This window comes from Brevundimonas sp. SL130, assembly GCF_026625805.1.
Taxonomy (GTDB): domain Bacteria; phylum Pseudomonadota; class Alphaproteobacteria; order Caulobacterales; family Caulobacteraceae; genus Brevundimonas.
The window spans coordinates 3,025,076-3,048,306 of the sequence record NZ_CP113064.1; the positions used below are offsets into that span (position 1 = coordinate 3,025,076).

The window sequence follows — 23,231 nt, forward strand, 5'->3', positions numbered from 1 at the left end:
TCCCTCCCCATGAAGGGGAGGGAGATTTTCTATCGACGCCGCGTCAGCATCCCGAGCAGCATCAGGCCCACGCCCGCCACCGACAGGGTCGTCACCAGCGGCCGCTTGCGCGCCTCGCCGGCCACGGCGCGGGCCTTGTCGCGATAATCGACCGGGGCCTTCTCGACCAGCCGGTCCACCGCGTCCATCGCCTTGCCGAAGGTCTCCAGCGACCGGCCCTTGGCGTCCTCGAACGCCCCCTCGACCTGCAGCTTCTGGTCGCCGACCAGCTTGCCGAAACCCTTTTTCGTCTTGCCGTTCGCCTGATACGCGGCGCCCTCGATCCGTTCGTCGGTCATGTCTCTCATCCTCGGGGAGCACGGCCCTCATGGCCGCCTAACCAAGAAAATCCCGGAACCCGCTTCCGTTCCAGCGACAATTTCACCGCCCCTCTCCCTCCCCTTCATGGGGAGGGACGGCGCAGCGCAGCGAAGCCCGGGTGGGGCCGTTCGAACACCCGCTCACGCCCCTTCGAACCCCACCCCGATCACTCCGTGATCGCCCCTCCCCATGAAGGGGAGGGAGAGCGAGCTCAGGACCGCTTCCCATCCTAATTCCACAATCAAACCCTCGTCTTTTCAACCCCCTGGCGCCCGCAAGCGGCCCTCTACTCAGCGCCCCTCAAAACCGTGCCATACTCCCTGCCCGATCTTTGAAAACTGAACCCCAGCCGCCCCGGCGAAATTGCACTCTTTTGCACATTGCACCGTCTTTTCCGCCCGGTGCAATTTCACCACGCGCCCGAGAATAGACGAAAATAGACTCCATTTTTTCGGAGTCTAATCATGCATTTTCCAGCGCCCGCCAGTGGTCCATCCGCCTCAGGAAGACCGCCGGGTCCTTGGGCGTGACCAGTTTGGACGGGTCGTGGAAGATGCGGTCGTGCAGGCGGGTGACGGTGAACCTCAGGGCCGCCGCCTCGCCCAGTCGCGGCAGGGCCGCGCGCTCGGCCTCGCTCAGCGGCCGCACCGCCTCATAGCCGCGCTGGAAGGCGGCCAGGGCCTCGGGCATGGCCCGGCCCTCGGCGTCAAAGCCCCAGGCCGACAGGGCGATGGCCAGGTCATAGACCAGCGGCCCGGTGCAGCCGAAGTAGAAGTCGATCACCGCCGACACCGCCCCCTCTTCGAACAGGATATTGTCGGGGAAATAGTCGGCATGGATCGCCCCGACCGGCAGATCGTCCCCAAGACCATGGGAAATGGGCGGATCATCCAGCCGCGCCAGCGCCGCCTCGACCTGGTCCAGCAAGCTCCGGTCCTCGCCCGAAGCCCCCGCCGCGCACCGGTCCGCCAGCCGCCGCCACATCGCCGGACCGACCGGATTGTCCCGCCGCCCGACGAACCCGGACGCCGTCTGGTGCAGCCGCGCCAGCACCGCTCCCGCCGCCGCCTGATCGGCTTCTGACGGATGGCGCAGCCAGGCGCCGGTCTTCCATTCGATCACCGCCGCCGCCCGGCCGTTCAGCCGCCCCAGCCAGCCGCCCGACCGATCCTCGATCGGCGTCGGGCAGGGAAAGCCCCGCCCCGCCAGATGGGCCGTCAGCCCCAGGCAGAAGGGCAGAGACGCCTCGTCCGTCCGCGCCTCGAACAGGGTCAGGACGAACCGACGCCGGGCCGATCCGGCCTGCGTCTCCAGCCGGTAGTTGGTGTTCTCCACCCCCTCGGCGATGGCGGTCAGTTCGACCACCTCGCCCAGGTCGTAGCCGGCCAGGAACCGCCTGGCCTCGTCGAACGAGACGGGAGTGAAGACGGCCATGACCTAGTTCAGGCCCGCGTCGGCGCGGCGCGCGCGCACGATCTCGGCCAGATCGGCCATGATGCTCTCGGTCGTGGCCCAGCGGCCGGCGCCCCGGCCCCGGCAGCGCCACACCCGCCCATCGGCGCCATAGACCTTCAAGGCGTTGCCCTCGCCGCGCAGGCCGGAGAACAGCGGGTCGCCGTGCTCGCCCGTCAGCTTGACCGACGGCGTGATCACCCCGTCCTTCAAATGGGCGGCGCCGATCTGGCGCACCCCGCCGTCGGCCGAGGTGGCCTCGGTCAGATGGTCGCGCGGGATCTCGCCGTCGGGCGAGCGGCCGAAGGCCTCGTGGCACAGCAGCCGCACCTTGGCGGCGGCGTCCAGACCCTCCAGATCCGCCGACGGATCCTCCTCGGCAAAGCCCGCCGCACGGGCGTCGGCCAGGGCCTCGGCGAAGGCGGCGCCGTCGCCCAGCCGCTCCAGCATGAAGTTGACCGTGCCGTTCAGCACCGCCTCGAACCCGACCACCTCGCCGGCGGCGCGGGCGGCCCGCACCGTCTCGATCATCGGCGAACCGCCCCCGACCGAGGCCGACCAGAAGATCCGACGGCCATGGGCCTTGGCCAGATCCTGCAAGCCGCCGGGATCGCGGCTGACCGCCTGTTTGTTGGCGCTGGCCACGTCGCAGCCGGCCTCAAGGGCGGCGCGGATGACCGCATGACCCGCCTCGCCTTCCGACAAGGCCTCCAGCACGATGTCCGGCTTCTTGGCCCAGAGGACGGCCGGATCGGCGGTGAACAGGGACTGGGGACAGGCCACGTCGCGGACCTTCTTCGGATCGCGCACCAGCACCCCGACCACGTCATAGCGCGGATCGCTGAGCAGCCGGGCCAGAACCCCGCCGCCCACCACGCCGCAGCCCGCGACCGCCACCTTCAGCGGCGGCAGAGCCGGCGCCGGTCCAGGGGGGGCCGACTTCTTGCCGATGACGGTGCCGTCGGCCCGGTCCAGGGCCGCAACCTCGATCTCCACGCCCCGGCTCTCGCCCAGGTCGATGGCGTCGTGCTGGACCAGGGCGCCGCCCAGCTTGCGCGCCACGTCCCAGGACGCGCGGCGATAGCGCAGGGCCGGGGCCGTCCGGTCGTTCGGATCGTGGTCGTACAGGCCGTCGACGTCCTTCACCAGCCGCACCTTCTTCAGGCCCAGTTCCGCCGCCAGGAAGACCGCCGTCAGGTCCGATCCGCCCCGGCCCAGCAGGGCGATCCGCCCGTCCGGCCGCACCGCGCCGAAGCCGGGCACCACCACCACCTCGTGCCGGTCCAGCGCCTGTTTCAGATGGTCGGGTCGCAGGCCGCAGGGGCGCGAATGCTCCGGCTCGCCCTCGGCGACGATGCCCAGCTCCCGCACCGACAGGGCGCAGGCGTCCAGGCCGATCCGGTCGCAGGCGATGGCGACCAGGGCCGCCGACTTCTCCTCGCCCAGGGCCACATAGCCGGGCAGCAGATCGTTGGAATGGGCCAGGCCCAAGGCCCGCGCCTCACCCAGCATCTGGTCCGTCGCCCCGCCGAAGGCCGAGACCACCGCCACCACCTTGCGCCCCGCCCGCACATGGCCATAGACGGCCGAGGCCACCAGCGGCGCCTCCGCCGGGCTGCGCAGGATCGACGACCCGAACTTCAGCACCACCACCTCGGTAAGCTGACTGCTGGGATCGAGGCTCTCGGACTTCTCTACGACGGCGAGTGAGGCGGACATTTGGGGTTCTCGGGGATGTTCAGAGGGGGTGGGGTGAATAGAAAAACCCCGCCAGGCGGACCGGGCGGGGTTCGGGTTCTGCGGTTGCCGGTGTTCGGCGCGCTAAACTCGTCCCGCCCGTGAGGGCATGGTGGTGGTGGTGCCGGTGGTGCCAATAATCATGCCGAGACGCGTCGCGGCGAGGCCGGCGACGGTCGAAAGTTCGGCGATGAGGGTGCGCTGTTGCACGAGGCGGTTCCGATTGAAATCTGATCCTAGGGTGATCGGACGCCCCCCAGACTGTCAAGTCGTATTGGATGATTTTTTCACGACAGCGCCTTTTGGGTCCGTTTTACGCCCCACGCCGTCAGTCGCTCGGGACGTCAGGGTCGAATTTTTCGCTTGACCGGCGCCCTGGCATTGATCAACGTAAAGTCACTCATCAAGACCAGCCGAGGGATTAGGCCCTTTGACGCTGGGGCAACCATCGGGTCTTACCATCCGAAACGGTGCCAACTCCTGCGAGATCCTTCGGGATCGCGAGAGATGAGTGGAGCATCGGCGAGACGACGCTCCACGATCTGTCACCGCACCGAGACTTGCTGAGGCGAGAACGATGCGGACGACGATAGATGACCCTGGCTGAAACATCCCTGCTTGAAGAGCCCGCCTGTCGGCCACAGCCGACTCAGGCGCCCCGTGAACGCGGCGGCGCCCGCGACATTATTGTGCCCATCCCCGCCGACTTCCGCCTGACCTCGGGCGAAAGGCTGAGCCAGCCCAATATCGTGGGTCGCATCCACGGCCGCGCCGGCGCCCCTGTCGTCGTCGTCGCCGGCGGCATCTCGGCTGGGCGTTTCGTCCACCGGACAGAGACAAACGGTCTGGGCTGGTGGTCCGGCGCCGTGTCGGTGCGCGGCCCGATCGATCTGTCGCGCCTTCAGGTTCTGGCCGTCGATTTCGCGCCCGGCGCCGAATTCTCCGACACCCCGGTGACCATCACCACCCACGATCAGGCCCGCCTGCTGGCCCTGGTGCTGAACCATCTGAAGATCGAGCGGGTCGCCGCCTTCGTCGGCTGTTCCTACGGCGGCATGGTCGGCCTGGCCTTCGCCGAGCTTTATCCCGACTGGGCCGAGCAGCTGATCATCGTCTCGGCCGCCCACCGCGCCCACCCCCAGGCCACCGCCTGGCGCGGCATCCAGCGTCGTATTCTCCAGTTCGCCGTCGCCGCCGGCCGCCCGGAAGAGGGCGTCGCCCTGGCCCGCGAACTGGCCATGACCACCTACCGCACGGCCGAAGAGTTCAACGACCGGTTCGACACCACCGCGCCCCAGGCCGTCGGCGGCGCCTATCCCGTCTGCGACTATCTGACGGCGCGGGGCCAGGCCTATCGCACCCACACCACCCCGGCCCGCTGGCTGTCGATGTCCGACTCGCTAGACCGTCACAGCGTGACGCCGGAAGCCATAACCACCCCCGTCACCCTGATCGGCTTCACCTCCGACCGGCTGGTGCCGATCGACGACATCCGCGAGCTGGCCGCGCGGTTGCCGACCCTGTGGCGCTTCGTCGAAGCGCCCTCCCTGTATGGCCACGACGCCTTTCTGAAGGAGGACGCCTTCGTCGGCGACATCCTCCGCGCCGCTTTCAAGGACATTAAAGCATGACCCGTATCGCCAATCCGCACACCATCGCCGCCCGCACAGGCGTGGATTCGGACACGGCCCATGGCGCGGTCATGCCGCCCCTGTATCTGTCGTCGAACTATTCCTTCGCCGGCTTCGAGCAGAAGCGGAAATACGACTACAGCCGCTCGGGCAATCCCACGCGCGACGTCCTGGCCGAGACCCTGGCCGAGCTGGAAAGCGGCGCCGGCTGCGTCATTACCGCCACCGGCATGGCGGCCGTCGATCTGCCCCTGGCCCTGCTGGAGCCCGGCGACCTGCTGGTCGCCCCGCACGACTGTTACGGCGGCACCTGCCGCCTGCTGAACGCCCGCGCCAAGAAGGGGCATTTCGACCTGTTGCTGGTCGATCAGGGCGATGCGCAAGCCCTTGAGGCCGCCCTGGCGCTGAAGCCCAAACTGGTTCTGGTCGAGACCCCGTCCAACCCCCTGCTGCGTCTGGTCGATGTCGCCGACATCTGCGCGCGCGCCCATGCCGCCGGGGCCAAGGTGGTGTGCGACAACACCTTCCTGTCGCCCGCGCTGCAGAACCCGATCAAGCTGGGCGCCGACTTCGTCGTCCACTCGACCACCAAGTTCATCAACGGCCATTCCGACGTGGTCGGCGGCGCCGTCATCTCGGCCGACGCTGAGGATCATCAGACCCTGGCCTGGTGGGCCAACTGCACCGGCGTGACCGGCTCGCCCTTCGACGCCTATCTGACCCTGCGCGGCGTGCGCACCCTGTTCGCCCGCATCGAGCGGCAACAGGCCACGGCGGGCAAGATCGCCGAACGGCTGGCCGCCCACCCGGCGGTCAAGGTGGTTCACTATCCCGGCCTGAAGTCGCACCCCAACCACGCCCTGGTCGCCGCGCAACAGGCAGGACCGGGCGCCATGCTCAGCTTCGAACTGGAAGGCGGCACGGATGCGGTGCGCGCCCTGGTCGAGACGCTGGAGATCTTCACCCTGGCGGAATCCCTGGGCGGGGTCGAAAGCCTGATCGCCCACCCCGCCACCATGACCCATGCCGCCATGACCCCGGAGCAGCGCGCCACCGCCGGCATCGTCGACGGCCTGGTGCGGCTGTCGGTCGGACTGGAGCATGTCGAGGACTTGATCGCCGACCTGTTCCCGGCCCTGGACGCCGTCGTCCCGGCCAAGGCCGAGGCCGCCTGATTTTTTGCTTGCAGAAGGGGCCGATCCGGGGCAAATGCGCCGCCCCGGCCGCGGTCCCTTCGTCTATCGGTTAGGACGTCAGGTTTTCAACCTGAAAAGAGGGGTTCGACTCCCCTAGGGACTGCCACCGGCGGATCGTTGAGAAGTCACTCCGATCCCGGATTAACCAAACCCCAACCATTTGGGCCGGATCGAGGCGAGTAAGCCTATCGATTCACGGACTTTTTTCGAACGCATACAGGAACTATCCACAGCCGTTGTGGTTAACCCACTGTCGTCTCGGTGCAGAAGCGCCTGTCTCACATCCGAGTGGTCCATGTTTATCGCCATCGCCCGTCCGGCGGTGGAGCCCCAAGGCCCCGACACCGTCGCCGTCCCCGGCTCTTCCGCCATTTCTGAACCGACACCCCGCGCCCTGCATGCGCGCCTGCTGGAAAACGCCGCCCTCAGGCGGATGCGCGGCCTTGAACGCCGTCGTGAGCAGCGGCTTGATGACGCCGACTACTGGCTGCACGCCGCCCCTATGGCGGTGCAGAAGGCCAGCGCCCTGCGCGAGGACAAGAGTTTCGCGCCCCTGCCTTAGGCAAGAGCTTAACGCAGCTCGGGGGTCCGCCGGCGCAGCGACGCCTTCAGCTTGTCGAGCCTCCGCGCCGCCGACTTCGGGCGGACCCGTTCGCGGTGCTCAAAGCCGCCGCCCCAAAGGTCGTGCACGGCCTTCGCAAGGTGGGGATGTCGATCATGCTGGTGGACGATAGGGCTGACCGTGCCGTCCGGATTGACCACGCGGCCCTCACTGAACGCCAACCCCTCCCCCGGCGTCAGGCCCAAGGTCGCGACCCGGCCGTAGTTCGGTTGGATCGCCGCCGCTGTCAGTCCTTGGTGGATCGCCATGTTGAAGGCCGCCTGATCGGCGCCGAAAGCCCCGCCGATCTCAGACCGGGGCGTGGCCGCCAGCGACAGGATCAACCGCGACAGGCGCGCGACTTCGGCCCGAGGACCGAGAACCGTCCCGACGCACAGACAGGCCTTGTCGCCCAGTTGCGCGGCCTGGGCCTCGCCGAACAGGGCGCGCAGATACTTCATGTTGAAAGCATGGTCGGCCAAGGGCGCCTCGGCCTCGACGAAGGCTTCCACCCCCGCCGGCGGCCGCTCAAACGGCGGGGCCTGGAAGATGACGTCGCGCACGTCGCAGGCCAGGGCCGCGCCGGGCCGGTCGCCCAGCAGACCGGCGAAGGCCACGAACCTCTGCATCACCGGATGGGGCGCCCAGCCGCGCCAGACCGGCGCATCGACGGCGGTCACGCCATGCTCGGCCAGGAAGGCGCGCAGCTCAGCATCCGCATCCACCACAAGCGCGACCGAACCGTCGAACACGGCCCGCAACGACAGCACGAATGGCGCGATGTCGGCGGCGTCATAGCCGGTGGCGTAGCCGACCACCGCATCGCCATCGGGCAAGGGCGTGATCCGGCGTCCGACCTCCAGCGCCTGGGCCAGCCAGTCCAGATAGTCCGACCGGACCGCCCCCTGTTTCATGGCGTCAGCGCGGGCCCATCAGGTCGGCGAACCGGTCGAACAGATACAGGCTGTCGGCCGGCCCGGGCGAGGCCTCGGGGTGGTGCTGGACGCTGAAGATCGGCTTGTCCTTGACGGCGATGCCGCAGTTGGTGCCGTCGAACAGGCTGACGTGGGTTTCGGTGACGGCCTCGGGCAGACTGTCGCGATCAACGGTGAAACCGTGGTTCATCGACACGATCTCGACCTTGCCGGTGGTCAGATCCTTGACCGGATGGTTGGCGCCGTGGTGGCCCTGTTCCATCTTCACCGTCTTGGCGCCCAGGGCCAGGGCCAGCATCTGGTGGCCCAGGCAGATGCCCATCAGGGGCTTGCCGCTGGCGACCAGTTTCTGAATCTCGGGCACGGCGTATTCGCCGGTCGCGGCCGGATCGCCCGGACCGTTCGACAGGACGACGCCGTCGGGATTGCGCGCCAGAACCTCTTCCGCCGTCGTCGTGGCCGGGACCACAGTGATCTTGGCGCCGGTCGAGGCCAGGGCGCGCAGGATGTTGCGCTTCACCCCATAGTCGATGACGACCACGGTCTTGCGCCCTTGCGTCTTGGGGTGGCCTTCCGGCCATTCCCACAGGCCCTCGTCCCATTCGAACGCCTGAAGCGTCGAGGCGGGCTTGGCCAGGTCCAGGCCGACCAGACCGGTCCAGGCGCGCGCCTGGGCGATCAGGGCGTCCAGATCGAACTGGCCGTCCGGATTATGGGCGATGACCGCGTGGGGGGCGCCCTTGTCACGGATAATCTTGGTCAGGGCGCGGGTGTCCACGCCCGCCAGCCCGACCACGCCGCGCCGTTTCATCCAGTCGTCGAAACTGGCGTCGGACCGATAGTTGGCCGGATCGGTCGGCACGTCGCGGAAAATGGCGCCGCGCGCGGAGGTGTCCGAACCGCCGCCCATCTGTTCGATATCTTCGACGTTCGTGCCGGTGTTGCCGACATGGGGGAAGGTGAAGGCCAGGATCTGGCTCATGTAGGACGGGTCGGTCAGGATTTCCTGATAGCCGGTCATGGCGGTGTTGAAGACCACCTCACCCAGCGCCGATCCGACAGCGCCGACGCCGATCCCTTGCAGGATCGTGCCGTCGGCGAGCGCGAGGACGCCCGTAGCGCCCGGAAGTATCTTGGTCGTCATGGGCGCGCTCCTACACACGAATCCAGCCTAAACGGAGGCCGGAGACAAACGGCGGGGTCGTTAAGCCCTGCCGTGCGCCGGGTCAACGACCATCCGCATCTTACGCCGGTCCAACCAGCCGGAACTGGGCCGTCGAACCGCCCTGGGCATGGGGCGCCAGCCACAGATCGAACAGGCCCGGCTCGATCCGATAGGCGTTGTCCGCACCGATGAAGCCCAACTGACGGGCGTTCAGCGTGAAACGCACCGTCTCGGTCTGGCCCGGTCGCAGCGTCACCCGCTTGAAGTCCTTCAGCAACCGCCCCGGCTGGGTCAGGCTGGCGACCCGGTCGTGGACATAGAGCTGCACCAGTTCCTCGGCGACGTGTGCGCCCCGGTTGGCGACGGTCACGGCCACGTCCAAGGTTCCGGCCCAGGCCAGTTCATTGCTCGCCATCTCAACCGGACCATAGGCCACATCGCCATAGGTCAGGCCGTAGCCGAACGGATACAGGGCCGTATTGGTCGTCTCGCGATAGCGGGCCTTGTATTCCTCGATCGGCAGGGCCGGATTGGCCGGACGGCCGGTGTTCTTGTGGTCGTACGAATAGGGCTGCTGACCGGACTTGTGCGGGAAGCTGACCGGCAGGCGGGCCGACGGGCCGTGCGACCCGAAGATCACGTCAGCCACGGCGTTACCCATCTGCTCGCCCAGGAACCAGGTGACGACGATGGCCTGGGCGTTCTTGACATTGCCCTCCAGCGCCAGGGCTCGGCCGTTGCGCAGCAGGATGACCATCGGCTTGCCGGTGGCGGCCATGGCGTCGACCAGGGCCTGCTGCGGGGCCGGGACGACGATCTCGGTGCGCGACTGGGCCTCGCCCGACATCTTCTGGCTCTCGCCGATGGCCAGGACGATGACGTCGGCGTTTGCGGCGGCGCGGATGGCGTCTTCGATGCCGCCGTCCAGCGGGGTCTCAATGCCCGAACCGCGCGCGACGGTCAGGGTTTGCGGATCGGTCATGGCGGCGCGGAAGCCGGCCTCCAGCGAAACCCGACGCTCCGGCGCGCCCCAGATGGTCCACGGGCCCCAGACATTGTCCACGTCGTCGGCGAAGGGGCCGACCAGGGCGATCTTCTGGCTCTTGTTCAGCGGCAGAAGCTGGTTGTCATTCTTCAGCAAGACCAGCGACTTGCGGCCGGCCTCGCGCGACAGGGCGATGTGGTCGTGCGAGCCGACCACGGCCTTTTCGCGCACCGGGTCGGTGCCGCGATAGGGATCGTCGAACAGGCCCAGGGCCGCCTTGGTGGTCAAGAGGCGACGCACCGCCTCGTCCAGCCGCGCCATCGACACTTCGCCGCTCGCCACCAGGCTGGGCAGGTGTTCGAGATAGAGGCCCGACACCATCGAGACATCGACGCCGGCGTTGAAGGCGATGCGCGCCGCGTCGCGGCCGTCCTCGGCGAAGCCGTGGGCGACCAGTTCCTGTTCGGAGGTGTAGTCAGAGACCACAAAGCCCTCAAAACCCCATTCGCCGCGCAGGATGTCGGTCAGCAGCTTGCGGCTGCCGGAAGCGGGCACGCCGTTCACATCGTTGAAGGCGCTCATGATCGACAGGGCGCCCGCTTCCACCGAAGCCTTGAACGGCGGCAGGAAGACGCCGCGCAGCGTCTGTTCGCTCATGTCGGTGGTGTTGTACTCGACCCCGCCGATGGCGCCCGAATAGGCGGCCATATGTTTGGCGGTGGCCAGGACGGCGTCGCGATCGTCCAGCCCCTTGTCGCCCTGGAAGCCGCGCACCCGGGCGGCGGCCAACAGGTTGTTCAGCAGCACGTCCTCGCCGGCGCCCTCGACATTGCGGCCCCAGCGTTGGTCGCGCGCCACATCCACCATGGGGGCGTAGGTCTGGTGCACGGCGGACGCCGCCGTTTCGACCGCCGCCGCGCGGGCCGTACGGCGCGCCAGCTCGGTGTCGAAGGCCGCGGCCTCGGCCAGGGGCACGGGGAAGATAGTGGACAGGCCATGGATCACATCCGCCGCGAACAGCAGCGGGATCTTCAGCCGGCTTTCCTCCATCGCCACCTGCTGGATGCGGCGGCCGGTCTCGGCGCCGATGCCGTTGAACAGACTGCCGACCTTGCCTTCGCGGATCATGGCGGTGACGCGCGCGGGATCGCCGGTGCCGTCCAGCGGGTTGACCGCCGTCGGCATCCAGCGGAACGGGTCGGCCAACAGGTTCAGCTGCCCCGCCTTCTCTTCGACCGTCATCGCCGCGATCAGATCCTCGATCCTCTGGCGGTGGCGTTGCACGGTGCGCGAGGTTTCAGCGGAAACAGGCATGGGGAAGACTCCGGTGCCCATCAGGGCCAGAAGCCCCAGGCCAGACAAGAAGTTTCGACGGGAAGCCGAAGGCTTTATAGGTCGCGTCTTAATGGGGCGCTCCTTCGGGAAGTTCTGGCGGGGAAGACCGGACTGCGAGTTTGGTGGCCTAACCTCTGGCGGCGGGCGCCGTCCAGACCCGCGCCGGATGTAAATGATGTAACTGTCCCGCCGCCAACCGCGATAAGCGGCTCAACCTAGGGCGATATCCAGGAACATCATGCCCACCAGGCCGATCATCAACCCGATCATCGAACTGTCGCCCTTGGACTGTTCGCGCGTCTGCGGAATGATCTCGGCGGTGACGACATAGATCATCGCGCCGGCCGCCAGACCCAGACCCCACGGCAGGGCGCCGGGCAACATTCCGACCACTCCGGCGCCAATCAGGCCTCCGACCGGCTCGACCAGGCCGGAAGCCAGCGCGCCCAGAAAAGCCGGCCCGCGACCATAGCCCAAAGACGCCATGGCGGCCGAGACAGCCAGGCCTTCCGGCATGTTCTGGATGCCGATCCCCAGGGCCGTGGCCAGCCCCTGGTGCATGTCGCCGCCGCCGAAACTAACGCCCACGGCCGCGCCTTCAGGGAAGTTGTGCAGGGTGATGGCGATGATGAACAGCCAGATGCGCCGTGCCAGATCCTTGGACTGGGCCGGGCCGATGGCCAGCATGTCCACAGGCGCGAAACGGTTCATCAGGCCGATGGCCGTCGCACCGATAAGCACCGCCGCCGCCATCGTCCCGGCCGCCCAGGCCTGAGACGCGCCGCCGGTTTGCAGCACGTCCACGCCGGGAATGATCAGCGAGAAGAAGGACGCCGCCAGCATGACCCCGGCGGCGAAACCCAGCAGCACGCTCTGGGTCTGCTCGCTCGGCTTCTTTAGGAACAGCATGGGCACGGCGCCCACCGCCGTCATCATGCCCGCCGCCAGACTGCCCAGGGCGCCGGCGGCGATCGGGGAAAGAGTTTCCATCATTCGCTTGCTGTGAAGGCCGACACAGCAAGAGACAAGCCCGAACAGTCGCGTTAGAGAAACCTTCATGTCCCAAGTCGCCTGCCCCGCTCCTCGCCCGGACGCCGCTTCCGCCCTGGCTGCGGCGCGCCGGGTCGTGATCAAGATCGGATCTTCGTTGCTGATCGACGCCGAAACCCGGCGGCCGACGCACGACTGGCTGGCGGCCGTGGCTCGTGATCTGGCAAGCCTGAAGGCCGAGGGGCGCGAGATCATTGTCGTCTCGTCGGGCTCCATCGCCTTGGGCCGCGGCCGTCTGCCGAACCTGGGGACGCGGCTGGAGGACAAGCAGGCGGCGGCTTCGGTCGGTCAGTCCCTGCTTATGGCCGCCTGGTCCGAGGCCTTGGCGCCGCACGATCTGGTCGTCGGCCAGGTGCTGCTGACCCGCGACGACACAGAACGCCGCCGTCGCTGGCTGAACGGCCGCGCCACCGTCGAGGCCCTGCTGGGCCATGGGGTCATCCCCATCGTCAACGAAAACGACACCGTGGCGACGGAAGAAATCCGCTACGGCGACAACGATCGTCTGGCCGCGCGCACGGCTCAGCTGGCGCGGGCTGACCTGCTGATTTTGCTGTCGGATGTGGACGGCCTCTACACCGCCGACCCGCGCCGCGATCCCAACGCCGCCCACTTGCCGCTGATCGAGACGCTAAGCCCTGACATCCTGGCCATGGGCGGGGGCGCCAACGCACAGGCCGGGGTCGGGACCGGCGGCATGGCGACCAAGCTGGCGGCGGCCCAGATCGCCCGCTCGGCCGGTTGCGCCACCATCATCGCCTCGGGCCAGACCCTGTCGCCCTTGGCGGCCATAGCGGACGGCGCCCGCGCGACCCTGATCACCGCCCCCGACGGCCCCATGGCCGCCTACAAGCAATGGATCGCCGGCAGCCTGTCGCCGGCAGGAACCCTGACGCTGGACGCCGGGGCGGTGACGGCCCTGGCCGCCGGTAAAAGCCTGCTGCCCGCAGGCGTGACGGCCGTGACCGGCGACTTCGAAAAGGGCGATTGCGTGCGCCTGACCGATCTGGACGGCGCCTCGGTCGGGGTGGGCCTGGCCGCCTACGCCGCCGACGAAGCCGCCCGCATCCGGGGCCGCCGCAGCGACGAGATCGAGGCCATCCTCGGCTATCGCGGCGCCGCAGTGCTGATCCACCGTGACGATATGGTTTTGGACGACCGATGACCGATCTTGAGACCCGAATGCTCGACACTCAGATGCTAGAAAGGGGCCGCCGCGCCCGCGCCGCCGCCGCCGGCCTGCGCGACGCGACGGCCGCCGCCCGCACCCGCGCACTGGAGATCCTGTCCGAAAAGCTGACGGCCGCCGAAACCGACATCCTGGCCGCCAATGTCCGCGATGTGGACGCCGCCCGCGCCAACGGCATGACCGAGGCCCTGATTGACCGGCTGTCGCTGACGCCCGCGCGCGTCGCCGGCATGGCCCAGGCCGTGGCGACCATCGCCGCCGTGCCCGACCCCCTGGGCGTCGAGACCGAACGCTGGACCCCGGCCAACGGCCTGGACATCGCCCGGGTCCGCACCCCCATCGGGGTCCTGGGCGTCATCTATGAGAGCCGGCCCAATGTCACCGCCGACGCGGCCGCCCTGTGCATCCGTTCCGGGAACGCCGCCATCCTGCGCTGCGGATCGGACTGTCTCCAGTCATCTCTGGCCATCGCCGGGCTGATTGGCGAAGCCCTGGCGCTGGCCGGCCTGCCCGCCGACGCGGTGCAACTGGTCGATACGCCGGATCGCGAGGCCGTGGGCCTGATGCTAGGCGGGTTGGACGGCGCTATCGACGTCATCATTCCGCGCGGCGGCAAGAGTCTGGTCGCGCGGGTCCAGGCCGAGGCGAAGACGGCGGTGCTCAGCCATCTTGAGGGTCTGAACCATACCTATCTGCACGAGGCGGCCGATTTGGACGCCGCCCGCGCCATTGTGCTGAACGCCAAGATGCGGCGGGTGTCGGTCTGCGGCGCGACCGAGACCCTGCTGGTGGACCGCGCCGGCGCCGCTCGCCTGCTGCCCCCGGTCGCCGCCGACCTGATCGCCGCCGGCTGCGAACTGCGCGGCGACGCCGAGGCCTTGGCCCTGGTCCCCGCCATGATCCCGGCGACCGACGCCGACTGGACCACCGAATATCTGGCGCCCATCCTGGCGGTGCGGATCGTCGATGACCTGGACGCAGCGACGGCCCACATCGCCCGCTACGGCTCGGGCCACACCGAGGCGATCATCACGACGGACGCCCAGGCCGCAGAACGGTTCGCGGCGCGGGTGGACAGCGCCATCGTCCTGATCAACGCCTCGACCCAGTTCGCCGACGGCGGCGAGTTCGGCTTCGGCGGCGAGATCGGCATCTCCACCGCCCGCCTGCACGCCCGCGGCCCGGTCGGGGCGGAACAACTCACGACCTACAAATATGTGGTGCGCGGTCAGGGCCAGACACGGCCTTGAGCGGCCAAGGTTTGCTGTTCGGAACCCGAAAAACCGCGCAATGAATTCATTCCCACGCATTCAACGCGGGATTATTTTTGCAATTTAGTCATCTTTAGCCCCTGTCACGCAAACGGTAATTGCGCGAGCCCCGCCATTTGCGGCATATGCGCGGCATGCATAAGACCCTGAAGCAAGGCGGGACTTTCGTCGTCGAACCACGCCGCCTCTCGAAGGCCTCAGCCGAACTGCGCGCACGCGGGTTCGGCGAGATTACGATTCCGCCCTCGACCGAGACGGCCGAGAAACAGGCGTCGCGCTGCACCGACTGCGGCGTGCCCTTCTGCCAGAACGCCTGCCCGCTTCAGAACAACATCCCCGACTGGCTGCGCCTTTCGGCCGAGAACGAGCCGCGTGAAGCCTGGCGTGTGGCGTCCCTGACCTCGACCATGCCCGAGATCTGCGGCCGCATCTGCCCGCAGGACCGGCTGTGCGAGGGCGCCTGCACCCTGAACCAATCCGGCTGGGACGCCGTCACCATCGGCTCGGTCGAGGCCTGGCTGGGCGATCAGGCCTTCGCCAACGGCTGGGTCGAACCGATCCGTCCGGCGGCCGAGCGCGGCGAGAGCGTCGGCATCGTCGGCGCCGGCCCGGCCGGCATGGCCGCCGCCGACCGCCTGCGCAGCGAAGGCTATCAGGTCACCGTCTATGACCGCCACGACCGCGCCGGCGGCCTGCTGATCTACGGCATCCCCGGCTTCAAGCTGGAGAAGCACGTCGTCCAACGACGGGTGGACCGCCTGATCGACGGCGGCGTCCAGTTCGCGCTGGGCTGCGAAATCGGCAAGGACGTGACCCTGACCGAACTGCGCGAGCGCCATGACGTCGTCCTGCTGGCCATGGGCGTCTATCAGCCCCGCATCCTGTCGGCGCCGGGGCGCGGGCCGGATTCGACCGTGGCGGCCCTGTCCTATCTGACGCATCAGAACCGACGCGACCTGGGCGACGCCGAGCAAGACGGCTGGCACGAGGCGCGCGGCAAGCGGGTGGTCGTCATCGGCGGCGGCGACACAGCCATGGACTGCGTCCGCACGGCGATCCGCCAGGGGGCGGCCTCCGTCACCTGCCTGTATCGCCGCGACCGAGAGAACATGCCGGGCTCGGCCCGCGAGGTCGTCAACGCCGAGGAAGAGGGCGTCGTCTTCGAATGGCTGGGCGCGCCCAAGGCCCTGCTGTCGCAAGGCGACACCGTCACCGGCGTTCGCGCCGCGCGGATGCAACTGACCGAAGCGGCCCCTGGCGAGCGGCGCGACATCGTGCCCGTGCCGGGCGCCGACTTCGACATTCCGGCCGACATCGTTATCGAGGCCCTGGGCTTCTCGCCCGAACCTTTCGCGGCGCATGAACCCAATCTTCGCCTGCGCGACGACGGCACGATCAAGGTCGGCTCGATCAGTTTCGCCACCAGCCTGCCCGGCGTGTTCGCCGCAGGCGACGCGGTGCGCGGCGCCTCGCTGGTCGTCTGGGCCGTGCGAGAGGGCCAGGACGCCGCCGCCGAGATCGACCGCTATTTGAAGACCCGCACCGAGGAGGTCGCGGCATGACCGCTCATTTAGGCCAACGGCCGATAGCGCCCCAAGAAGGCGATTGGCTGAACAAGTACGAAGAGACCCGCGACCGCCTGGAAGCCGGCCACGCCTATGACCGCACGTCCGAGCGCGACGCCTGCGGCGTGGGCCTGGTCTGCTCCATTGACGGCACGCCGCGCCGCGACGTGGTCGAATATGCGATCCGCAGCCTGAAGGCCGTGGCCCACCGCGGCGCGGTCGATCCTGACGGCCTGTCCGGCGACGGCGCCGGCGTCATGTGCGAACTGCCCCAGGGCTTCTTCGCCGACCAGGTGGCCTTGATCGGTCAGTCCCTGCGTCCCGGCCCGATCTGCGTCGGCCAGGTCTTCCTGCCGCGCACCGACCTGGGCGCCCAGGATCGCGCCCGCGCCATCGTCGAGACCGAGGCCCTGCGCGCCGGCTTCTGGATCTATGGCTGGCGCCAGACGCCCATCGACCTGTCGGTCGTGGGAACCAAGGCCGGCGCCACCCGGCCCGAGATCGAACAGATCATGCTGGCCCCGCCTCTGGACGACGCCGGCCAGCCGCTGGACGGCGAGGCGCTGGAGCGCGAGCTGTATCTGTGCCGCCGCCGCATCGAGAAGACGGTCAAGACCGAGAACCTGGCCGCCGTCTACATCTGCACCCTGTCCGCACGCTCCATCGCCTACAAGGGCATGGTGCGGGCCGAACTGCTGGGGAACCTGTACCCCGACCTGGAAGACCCACGCTTCGTCTCGGCCTACGCCGTCTTCCACCAGCGCTATTCGACCAACACCTTCCCCGAATGGAAGCTGGCCCAGCCCTTCCGCATGCTGGCCCACAACGGCGAGATCAACACGCTGAAGGGCAACCTCAACTGGATGAAGTCGCACGAAATCCGCATGGCCGCCCAGGCCTTCGGAGACCGCGACCGCGAGGTGAAGCCGGTGGTCCAGCCGGGCGGGTCAGACTCGGCCGCCCTGGACAATGTCATGGAGGTGCTGGTCCACGCCGGTCGCCCCGCGCCCATGGCCAAGGCCCTGTTGATCCCCGAGGCCTGGGCCAAGGACGATGTGGTCATGCCCGCCGAACACCGGGCCTTCTACGCCTATTGCAACGCGGTGATGGAGCCGTGGGACGGCCCGGCCGCCATCTGCGCGGCGGACGGTCGCTGGATCGTGGCCGGCAAGGACCGCAACGGCCTGCGCCCGCTGCGTGCGGTCGAAACCGTGGACGGCCTGCTGATGGCCGGGTCGGAAGCCGGCCTGGTGCCGATCCCCGAAAGCCGGGTGAAGCGCCGCCTGCACATCGGCCCCGGCAAGCTGATCGCCGTCGATATGAAGCACGGCCGTCTGTACGACGAGCGTGAGGCCATCGACGCCCTGTCCGCCGCCCACCCCTATACCGAGTGGCTGGACAATATGGTCGATCTGGAGCCGATCATCGGTCCCGGACCGGAACCCCGCTCGACCTCGGGCGAGGATCTGACGCGTCGCCAGATCGCCGCCGGCTACAGCCGCGAAGATCTGGACCTGCTGCTGGACGCCCTGGTGCGCGACGGCAAGGAGGCGGTCGGCTCCATGGGCGACGACGCCCCGCCGGCGGTGCTGTCGGCCCTGCCGCGCCCGCTGAGCCACTATTTCCGGCAGAACTTCAGCCAGGTGACCAATCCGCCGATCGACCCCCTGCGTGAAGCGGGGTCGATGAGCCTGAAGACCCGGTTCAAGAACCTGGGCAATATCCTGGCCCAGGAAGCGGCCCAGACCGACGTCTTCGTGCTGGACAGCCCCGTCCTGACCAACGGCATGTACGACCGGATGGTCGCCACCGTCGGCGCCGGTTCGACCGTGATCATCGACTGCAGCTACGACACCCCGACCGAAGACGCCCGACCGGGCGCCGGCCTGCGTGCGGCGCTGGATCGGATCATGGACGAGGCCGAGGCCGCCGCCCGCGACGGCGCGGCCCTGATCGTGCTGACCGATCAGCAAGGCTCGGCGACCCGTCTGGCCGCCCCGATGATCCTGGCCACGGCCGGGGTTCACGGCCGGCTGACCAGCGCGGGCCTGCGCACCTATTGCTCGATCGTCGTCCGCACGGCCGAAACGCTTGATCCGCATGGGTTCGCCGTCCTGGTCGGAGTGGGCGCCACCACCGTCAACGCCTGGCTGGCCCAGGACCTGTTCCAGGAGCGTCTGGATCGCGGCCTGTATCCCGGCCTGACGCTGCGCGACGCCTGCCTGAACTACAAGCACGGCATCGAGGCGGGCTTGCTGAAGACCCTGGCGCGCAAGGGGATCAGCGTCATCTCCGCCTATCGCGGCGGCTGCGAGTTCGAGGTGCTGGGCCTGTCGCGCGCCCTGACGGCCGAGTTCTTCCCCGGCGCCCCGTCGCGCATCTCCGGCATCGGCTTGGCCGGTCTGGAACAGGCGGCGATGAAGCGGCACAAGGTGGCCTGGGGCGAGGCCCTGCCCTCGCCCGCCATCGGGGGCTTCTTCAAGATCCGCTCAGGCGGCGAGGCCCATGCCCACGAGGCCAAGACCATCCACCTGCTTCAGGACGCCTGCAACAGGGGCGACTATCGCCGCTTCAAGCAGTTCTCGGAAGCGGTCCGCGCCCAGGCCGACCTGTCCCTGCGCGACCTTCTGGACTTCCGCGAGGGCGTCGCCATTCCGGTTGATCAGGTCGAGAGCGTGTCGGACATCCGCCGCCGCTTCCTGACCCAGGCCATGTCCCTGGGGGCGCTTGGCCCCGAGGCGCACGAGACGCTCAACATCGCCATGAACCGCATCGGCGCCCGCTCGGTCTCGGGCGAGGGCGGCGAGGATCCGGAACGCTATCACCCGCGCGCCAATGGCGACGACGCCAACTCGGCGGTCAAGCAAGTCGCCTCGGGCCGGTTCGGCGTCACGGCCGAATATCTGAACCAGTGCCGCGAGATCGAGATCAAGGTGGCTCAGGGCGCCAAGCCCGGCGAGGGCGGGCAACTGCCCGGCTTCAAGGTAACCGAGTTCATCGCTCGGATGCGCCACGCCGTGCCCGGCACCACCCTGATCAGCCCGCCGCCGCACCACGACATCTATTCGATCGAGGACCTGGCCCAGCTGATCTATGATCTGAAGGCCATCAATCCCGACGCCAAGGTGACGGTGAAACTGGTGTCCGCCTCGGGCATCGGGGCCATCGCATCGGGGGTGGCCAAGGCCAATGCCGACGCCATCCTGATCGCCGGCCACAACGGCGGCACCGGCGCCTCGCCCCAGACCTCGATCAAGCATGCCGGCCTGCCGTGGGAGATCGGCCTGGCCGAGGCCCATCAGGTGCTGACGCTGAACAATCTGCGCGGCTCGGTGACGCTGCGGACCGACGGCGGGGTCCGCACCGGCCGCGACGTCGTGATCGCCGCCATGCTGGGCGCCGAGGAATACGGCGTGGGCACCGCCGCCCTGATCGCCATGGGCTGTCTGATGGTGCGCCAGTGCCATTCGAACACCTGCCCCGTCGGCGTCTGTTCCCAGGACGAGCGGCTGCGCGAGAAGTTCACCGGCACCCCGGACAAGGTGGTGAACCTGTTCACCTTCATCGCCGAAGAAACGCGCGAGATCCTGGCCTCGATCGGCGCCCGGACGATGGACGAGATCATCGGCCGCACCGACCTGTTGCGTCAGGTCCGGCGCGGCGGCTCGCACCTGGATGACCTGGACCTGAACCCCCTGCTGGTTCGGGTGGACGAGGGCGCGGCCGGCAAATGGGCGGACAAGGTCAGAAAGCCCATCGCCGACAGCCTGGACGCCCGGGTGCTGAAGGACGCGGTGCGCTTCCTGGATCGCGGCCAGACGCTGGAACTGTCCTATCCGCTGAACAACACCCAGCGCACCGTCGGCGCGGCCGTCTCTTCCGCCATCGTGCGGCGCTTCGGCGCCCAAGGGCCTGCGGGTCGCCTGAAGCTGCGTCTGGAGGGCATCGCCGGCCAGAGCTTCGGCGCCTTCGCCGCCAAGGGGCTCGAGCTGCACCTGACCGGCGAGGCCAACGACTATGTCGGCAAGGGGCTCTCGGGCGCCGAGATCTCGGTCCGCACGCCCGAATGGCGCGAGGATCAGCTGATCTGCGGCAACACCACCCTGTACGGCGCCACCTCGGGCCGGCTGTTCGTCGCCGGTGCGGCGGGCGAGCGGTTCGCGGTGCGCAACTCGGGCGCCGAGGCGGTGGTCGAGGGTCTGGGCGCACACGGCTGCGAATATATGACCGGCGGCCGCGTCGTGGTGCTGGGCGCAGTCGGCTGGAACCTGGCGGCGGGCATGAGCGGCGGCGAGCTGTTCGTACTGGACCAGCCCGGCTTCGCCGAACGGGCCCTGAACGGCGACCTGGCCGGAGTGGCCGACATCGACACGGCGGCGGCCGAACGGCTGCGCGGATTGGTCGAGGCCCACTTCGCGGCGACGGGTTCTCCCCTGGCGCGGCGCCTGCTGGGCGACTGGGAAGCCACGCTTGACCGTTTCGTGCGGATCCTGCCGCTCACGGACATTGTCAGGGCGGAGGAACGGCTTAAGACTTCAGCCTGAGCCGTTCCTTACCTCTCCTCCCCGAGACGCCTGAAATGACCCGAACCGCCGCCTTTTCCGCCGTCGCCTTAGTCGGGGCGGCGGTCGCCTCTCCAGCCGCCGCCGCGCCCCTGCTGGCGCACCAGGCGCCCCTGGTGATCGACAATGCGGCGACCGCCTGGATCCTGACGTCCACCGCCCTGGTGCTGCTGATGACCCTGCCGGGTCTGGCGCTGTTCTATGGCGGCATGGTCAGGAAGAAGAATATCATCAGCGTCATCGCCCAGTCGGCGGCGGCCTTCGCCATCGTCTCGGTGCTGTGGTTCCTGGTCGGCTACAGCCTGTCGTTCGGCAAGGGACCGGAGGCGGTCAATGGCCTGATCGGCGGGGTCCAGGCGGCCTTCCTGAACGGGGTCACGATGCAGACGGCGCACAGTCTGCTGCCCGGCCTGCCGGAGCTGCTGTTCGTCAGTTTCCAGATGACCTTCGCCATCATCACCCCGGCCCTGATCGCCGGCGCCTTCGCCGAGCGGATGAAGTTCTCGGCCAGCCTGCTGTTCTTCGCCCTGTGGCACCTGATCGTCTATGCGCCGATCTGTCATCAGGTCTGGGGCGGCGGCTATCTGGGCGGTCTGGGCGTGCTCGACTTCGCGGGTGGGGCGGTCGTCCACGTCAGCGCGGGCGTCGCCGGCCTGGTCTGCGCCCTGGTTCTGGGGCCGCGTCACGGCTTCGGCCGCGACAACATGGCCCCCGCCAACCTAGTCTATAGCGCCATCGGCACCGGCCTGCTTCTGGTCGGCTGGATCGGCTTCAACGCCGGCTCGGCGGGTGCGGCCGATGCCCTGGCCGCCACCGCCGCCTTCAACACCATTCTGGCCGCCGGGGCTGCGGCCCTGAGCTGGATGGCGGTGGAATGGTTCGACCGCAAGCGCCCGACCCTGCTGGGCCTGCTTTCGGGCATCGTCGGCGGTCTGGTCGCCATCACGCCCGCCGCCGGCTTCGTCGATCCCAAGGGCGCCTTCTTCATCGGACTGATCGCCGGGCCGGCCTGCTATGCCGGCGCGGTCTGGCTGAAACATGCGCTGAAGTACGACGACAGCCTGGATGCGTTCGGCGTGCACGGGATCGGCGGCATCGTCGGCGCCCTGCTGACCGGCGTCTTCGCCACCACCAGCGTCAACGCCCTGTCCGAGGGCGCGACGGTGTGGAAACAGGCGCTCGGCCTGGGCGGCGCCATTGTCTGGAGCGCGGTGGGCACCTTCGCCGTCCTGATGATCTGCAAGTTCACCACGGGCCTGCGCGTCACCAAGGACGAAGAGGTCGAGGGGCTGGACTATACCCAGCATGGCGAAGCCATCCACTGAACGATCGGCCCAGCCTCATCCTGGTCTGTTGACGAAGACCAGGGGCGCCAGCCCTATTCGTCCGTCTTCGCCTTCTCCGCCCGCTCGGCCGCCAGCTTGGCCAGCACACGCCCCCGCCCCTTGGCCAGGGCGTGGATGGCGCCGCGCATGGTGGCGACCTCCTGTTCGGAGAAGGCGGCGCGGCCCAGCATGACCCGCAGGTTCTGGCTCATCGAACGTTTCTTCTCGGGGGGATAGAAGAAGCCGCCGTGCTCCAGCTCCGCCTCCAGATGTTCGTACATGCCGACCAGCAGTTCGTTCGACGCCGGCGGCTCGCTGTCGCGGAAGCGGGGCGGCGGGGCGTCAAGGATCAGGGTGCGCCACTCATAGGCGTTGATCGCCACCGCCTGGGCCAGGTTCAGCGAATGGTGTTTCGGGTCGATGGGAATGGTGACGATGCCGGCGCACAGGGCGATGTCGGTCGTCTCCAGCCCGGCCCGCTCGCCGCCGAACAGCAGGCCGGTCTTCAGGCCCGAGGCGGTGTCGTCGTACAGGATACGGCCGGCCTCGCGCGGGGTGCGGACCGGCTGACGCGTCTCGCGCGGGCGGGCGGTGGTGGCGAAGACGGTGTTCAGGTCGGCGACCGCCTCGGCGACGCTGTCGAACACCCGCACCCCCTCCAGCACCCAGTCGGCGCCCGAGGCCGTGGCCCAGGCCCGTTCCTGGGGCCAGCCGTCGCGCGGCGTCACCAGACGCAGGTCCGTCAGGCCAAAGTTCGCCATCACCCGCGCCACAGCGCCGATGTTCTCGGCCATCTGCGACTTGTCGAGGATGACGGCGGGGGGCGTGAGTTCGGCGGCGGCGAAGTCGGAAGAAGCGGACATGGCCGCCTC

The 23,231-nt window shown here is 68.6% G+C and carries 17 protein-coding genes, 1 tRNA gene and 1 riboswitch; of the genes, 9 read left to right on the forward strand and 9 right to left on the reverse strand.

Features of this window, described 5'->3' with window-relative positions; translation table 11 throughout:
* Window positions 1-29: 29 nt before the first annotated feature.
* From OU998_RS14815 to OU998_RS14830, 4 genes are all read right to left on the reverse strand, one after another.
* Entirely contained in the window at window positions 30-338 is a 309-nt protein-coding gene (locus tag OU998_RS14815) for a CsbD family protein (protein ID WP_267514426.1), read from the reverse strand.
* A 484-nt stretch (window positions 339-822) separates the two neighbouring features.
* On the reverse strand, window positions 823-1,794 hold the full coding sequence (gene thrB, locus OU998_RS14820; protein ID WP_267514427.1) for a homoserine kinase: 972 nt from the start codon (window positions 1,792-1,794) through the stop codon (window positions 823-825).
* Window positions 1,795-1,797: 3 nt separating this feature from the next.
* Window positions 1,798-3,531: a homoserine dehydrogenase gene (locus OU998_RS14825; RefSeq protein ID WP_267514428.1), complete on the reverse strand. Its 1,734-nt coding sequence runs from the start codon at window positions 3,529-3,531 to the stop codon at window positions 1,798-1,800.
* Window positions 3,532-3,633: 102 nt separating this feature from the next.
* Window positions 3,634-3,759, reverse strand: a complete 126-nt coding sequence (locus OU998_RS14830) for a hypothetical protein (RefSeq protein ID WP_267514429.1) — start codon at window positions 3,757-3,759, stop codon at window positions 3,634-3,636.
* 187 nt (window positions 3,760-3,946) lie between these two features.
* A riboswitch (SAM riboswitch) is annotated at window positions 3,947-4,063 on the forward strand.
* 79 nt (window positions 4,064-4,142) lie between these two features.
* Here OU998_RS14830 and metX point away from each other — a divergent pair.
* The 4 genes from metX to OU998_RS14850 all read left to right on the forward strand — a co-directional run bounded on the left by metX (window position 4,143) and on the right by OU998_RS14850 (window position 6,938).
* Window positions 4,143-5,180, forward strand: a complete 1,038-nt coding sequence (gene metX / locus OU998_RS14835; protein ID WP_267514430.1) for a homoserine O-succinyltransferase MetX — start codon at window positions 4,143-4,145, stop codon at window positions 5,178-5,180.
* The gene (gene metB / locus OU998_RS14840) at window positions 5,177-6,355 is read left to right on the forward strand and encodes a cystathionine gamma-synthase (RefSeq protein WP_267514431.1); all 1,179 of its coding nucleotides are present in this window, start codon (window positions 5,177-5,179) and stop codon (window positions 6,353-6,355) included. Before metX ends, metB begins: the two co-directional genes overlap by 4 nt.
* Window positions 6,356-6,407: 52 nt before the next feature.
* A tRNA-Glu gene (locus OU998_RS14845) sits at window positions 6,408-6,482 on the forward strand.
* Between the two features lie 189 nt (window positions 6,483-6,671).
* A complete protein-coding gene (locus OU998_RS14850) occupies window positions 6,672-6,938 on the forward strand; it encodes a hypothetical protein (protein ID WP_267514432.1) in 267 nt (88 codons plus the stop codon).
* Between the two features lie 8 nt (window positions 6,939-6,946).
* Here the strand turns inward: OU998_RS14850 and OU998_RS14855 are convergent, their stop codons facing one another.
* The 4 genes from OU998_RS14855 to OU998_RS14870 all read right to left on the reverse strand — a co-directional run bounded on the left by OU998_RS14855 (window position 6,947) and on the right by OU998_RS14870 (window position 12,387).
* Window positions 6,947-7,891, reverse strand: coding sequence for a hypothetical protein (locus OU998_RS14855; protein ID WP_267514433.1), 945 nt, complete (start codon window positions 7,889-7,891; stop codon window positions 6,947-6,949).
* Window positions 7,892-7,895: 4 nt separating this feature from the next.
* The gene (gene carA / locus OU998_RS14860) at window positions 7,896-9,056 is read right to left on the reverse strand and encodes a glutamine-hydrolyzing carbamoyl-phosphate synthase small subunit (RefSeq protein WP_267514434.1); all 1,161 of its coding nucleotides are present in this window, start codon (window positions 9,054-9,056) and stop codon (window positions 7,896-7,898) included.
* A gap of 100 nt (window positions 9,057-9,156) precedes the next feature.
* The gene (locus OU998_RS14865; protein WP_267516821.1) at window positions 9,157-11,397 is read right to left on the reverse strand and encodes a glycoside hydrolase family 3 N-terminal domain-containing protein; all 2,241 of its coding nucleotides are present in this window, start codon (window positions 11,395-11,397) and stop codon (window positions 9,157-9,159) included.
* Window positions 11,398-11,607: 210 nt separating this feature from the next.
* Window positions 11,608-12,387: a ZIP family metal transporter gene (locus tag OU998_RS14870; RefSeq protein WP_267514435.1), complete on the reverse strand. Its 780-nt coding sequence runs from the start codon at window positions 12,385-12,387 to the stop codon at window positions 11,608-11,610.
* Between the two features lie 67 nt (window positions 12,388-12,454).
* Here OU998_RS14870 and proB point away from each other — a divergent pair, with 67 nt between their 5' ends.
* From proB to OU998_RS14895, 5 genes are all read left to right on the forward strand, one after another.
* Window positions 12,455-13,612, forward strand: coding sequence for a glutamate 5-kinase (gene proB, locus OU998_RS14875; protein ID WP_267514436.1), 1,158 nt, complete (start codon window positions 12,455-12,457; stop codon window positions 13,610-13,612).
* Entirely contained in the window at window positions 13,609-14,886 is a 1,278-nt protein-coding gene (locus OU998_RS14880; protein WP_267514437.1) for a glutamate-5-semialdehyde dehydrogenase, read from the forward strand. The genes proB and OU998_RS14880 overlap by 4 nt, the downstream gene beginning before the upstream one ends.
* Before the next feature lie 155 nt (window positions 14,887-15,041).
* Entirely contained in the window at window positions 15,042-16,469 is a 1,428-nt protein-coding gene (locus OU998_RS14885; RefSeq protein ID WP_267514438.1) for an NAD(P)-dependent oxidoreductase, read from the forward strand.
* Window positions 16,466-21,016: a glutamate synthase large subunit gene (gene gltB / locus OU998_RS14890; protein ID WP_267514439.1), complete on the forward strand. Its 4,551-nt coding sequence runs from the start codon at window positions 16,466-16,468 to the stop codon at window positions 21,014-21,016. The genes OU998_RS14885 and gltB overlap by 4 nt, the downstream gene beginning before the upstream one ends.
* A 35-nt stretch (window positions 21,017-21,051) precedes the next feature.
* Window positions 21,052-22,359: an ammonium transporter gene (locus OU998_RS14895; protein ID WP_267514440.1), complete on the forward strand. Its 1,308-nt coding sequence runs from the start codon at window positions 21,052-21,054 to the stop codon at window positions 22,357-22,359.
* Between the two features lie 53 nt (window positions 22,360-22,412).
* Here the strand turns inward: OU998_RS14895 and OU998_RS14900 are convergent, their stop codons facing one another.
* Window positions 22,413-23,222, reverse strand: coding sequence for an RNA methyltransferase (locus OU998_RS14900; protein WP_267514441.1), 810 nt, complete (start codon window positions 23,220-23,222; stop codon window positions 22,413-22,415).
* Window positions 23,223-23,231 lie beyond the last annotated feature (9 nt).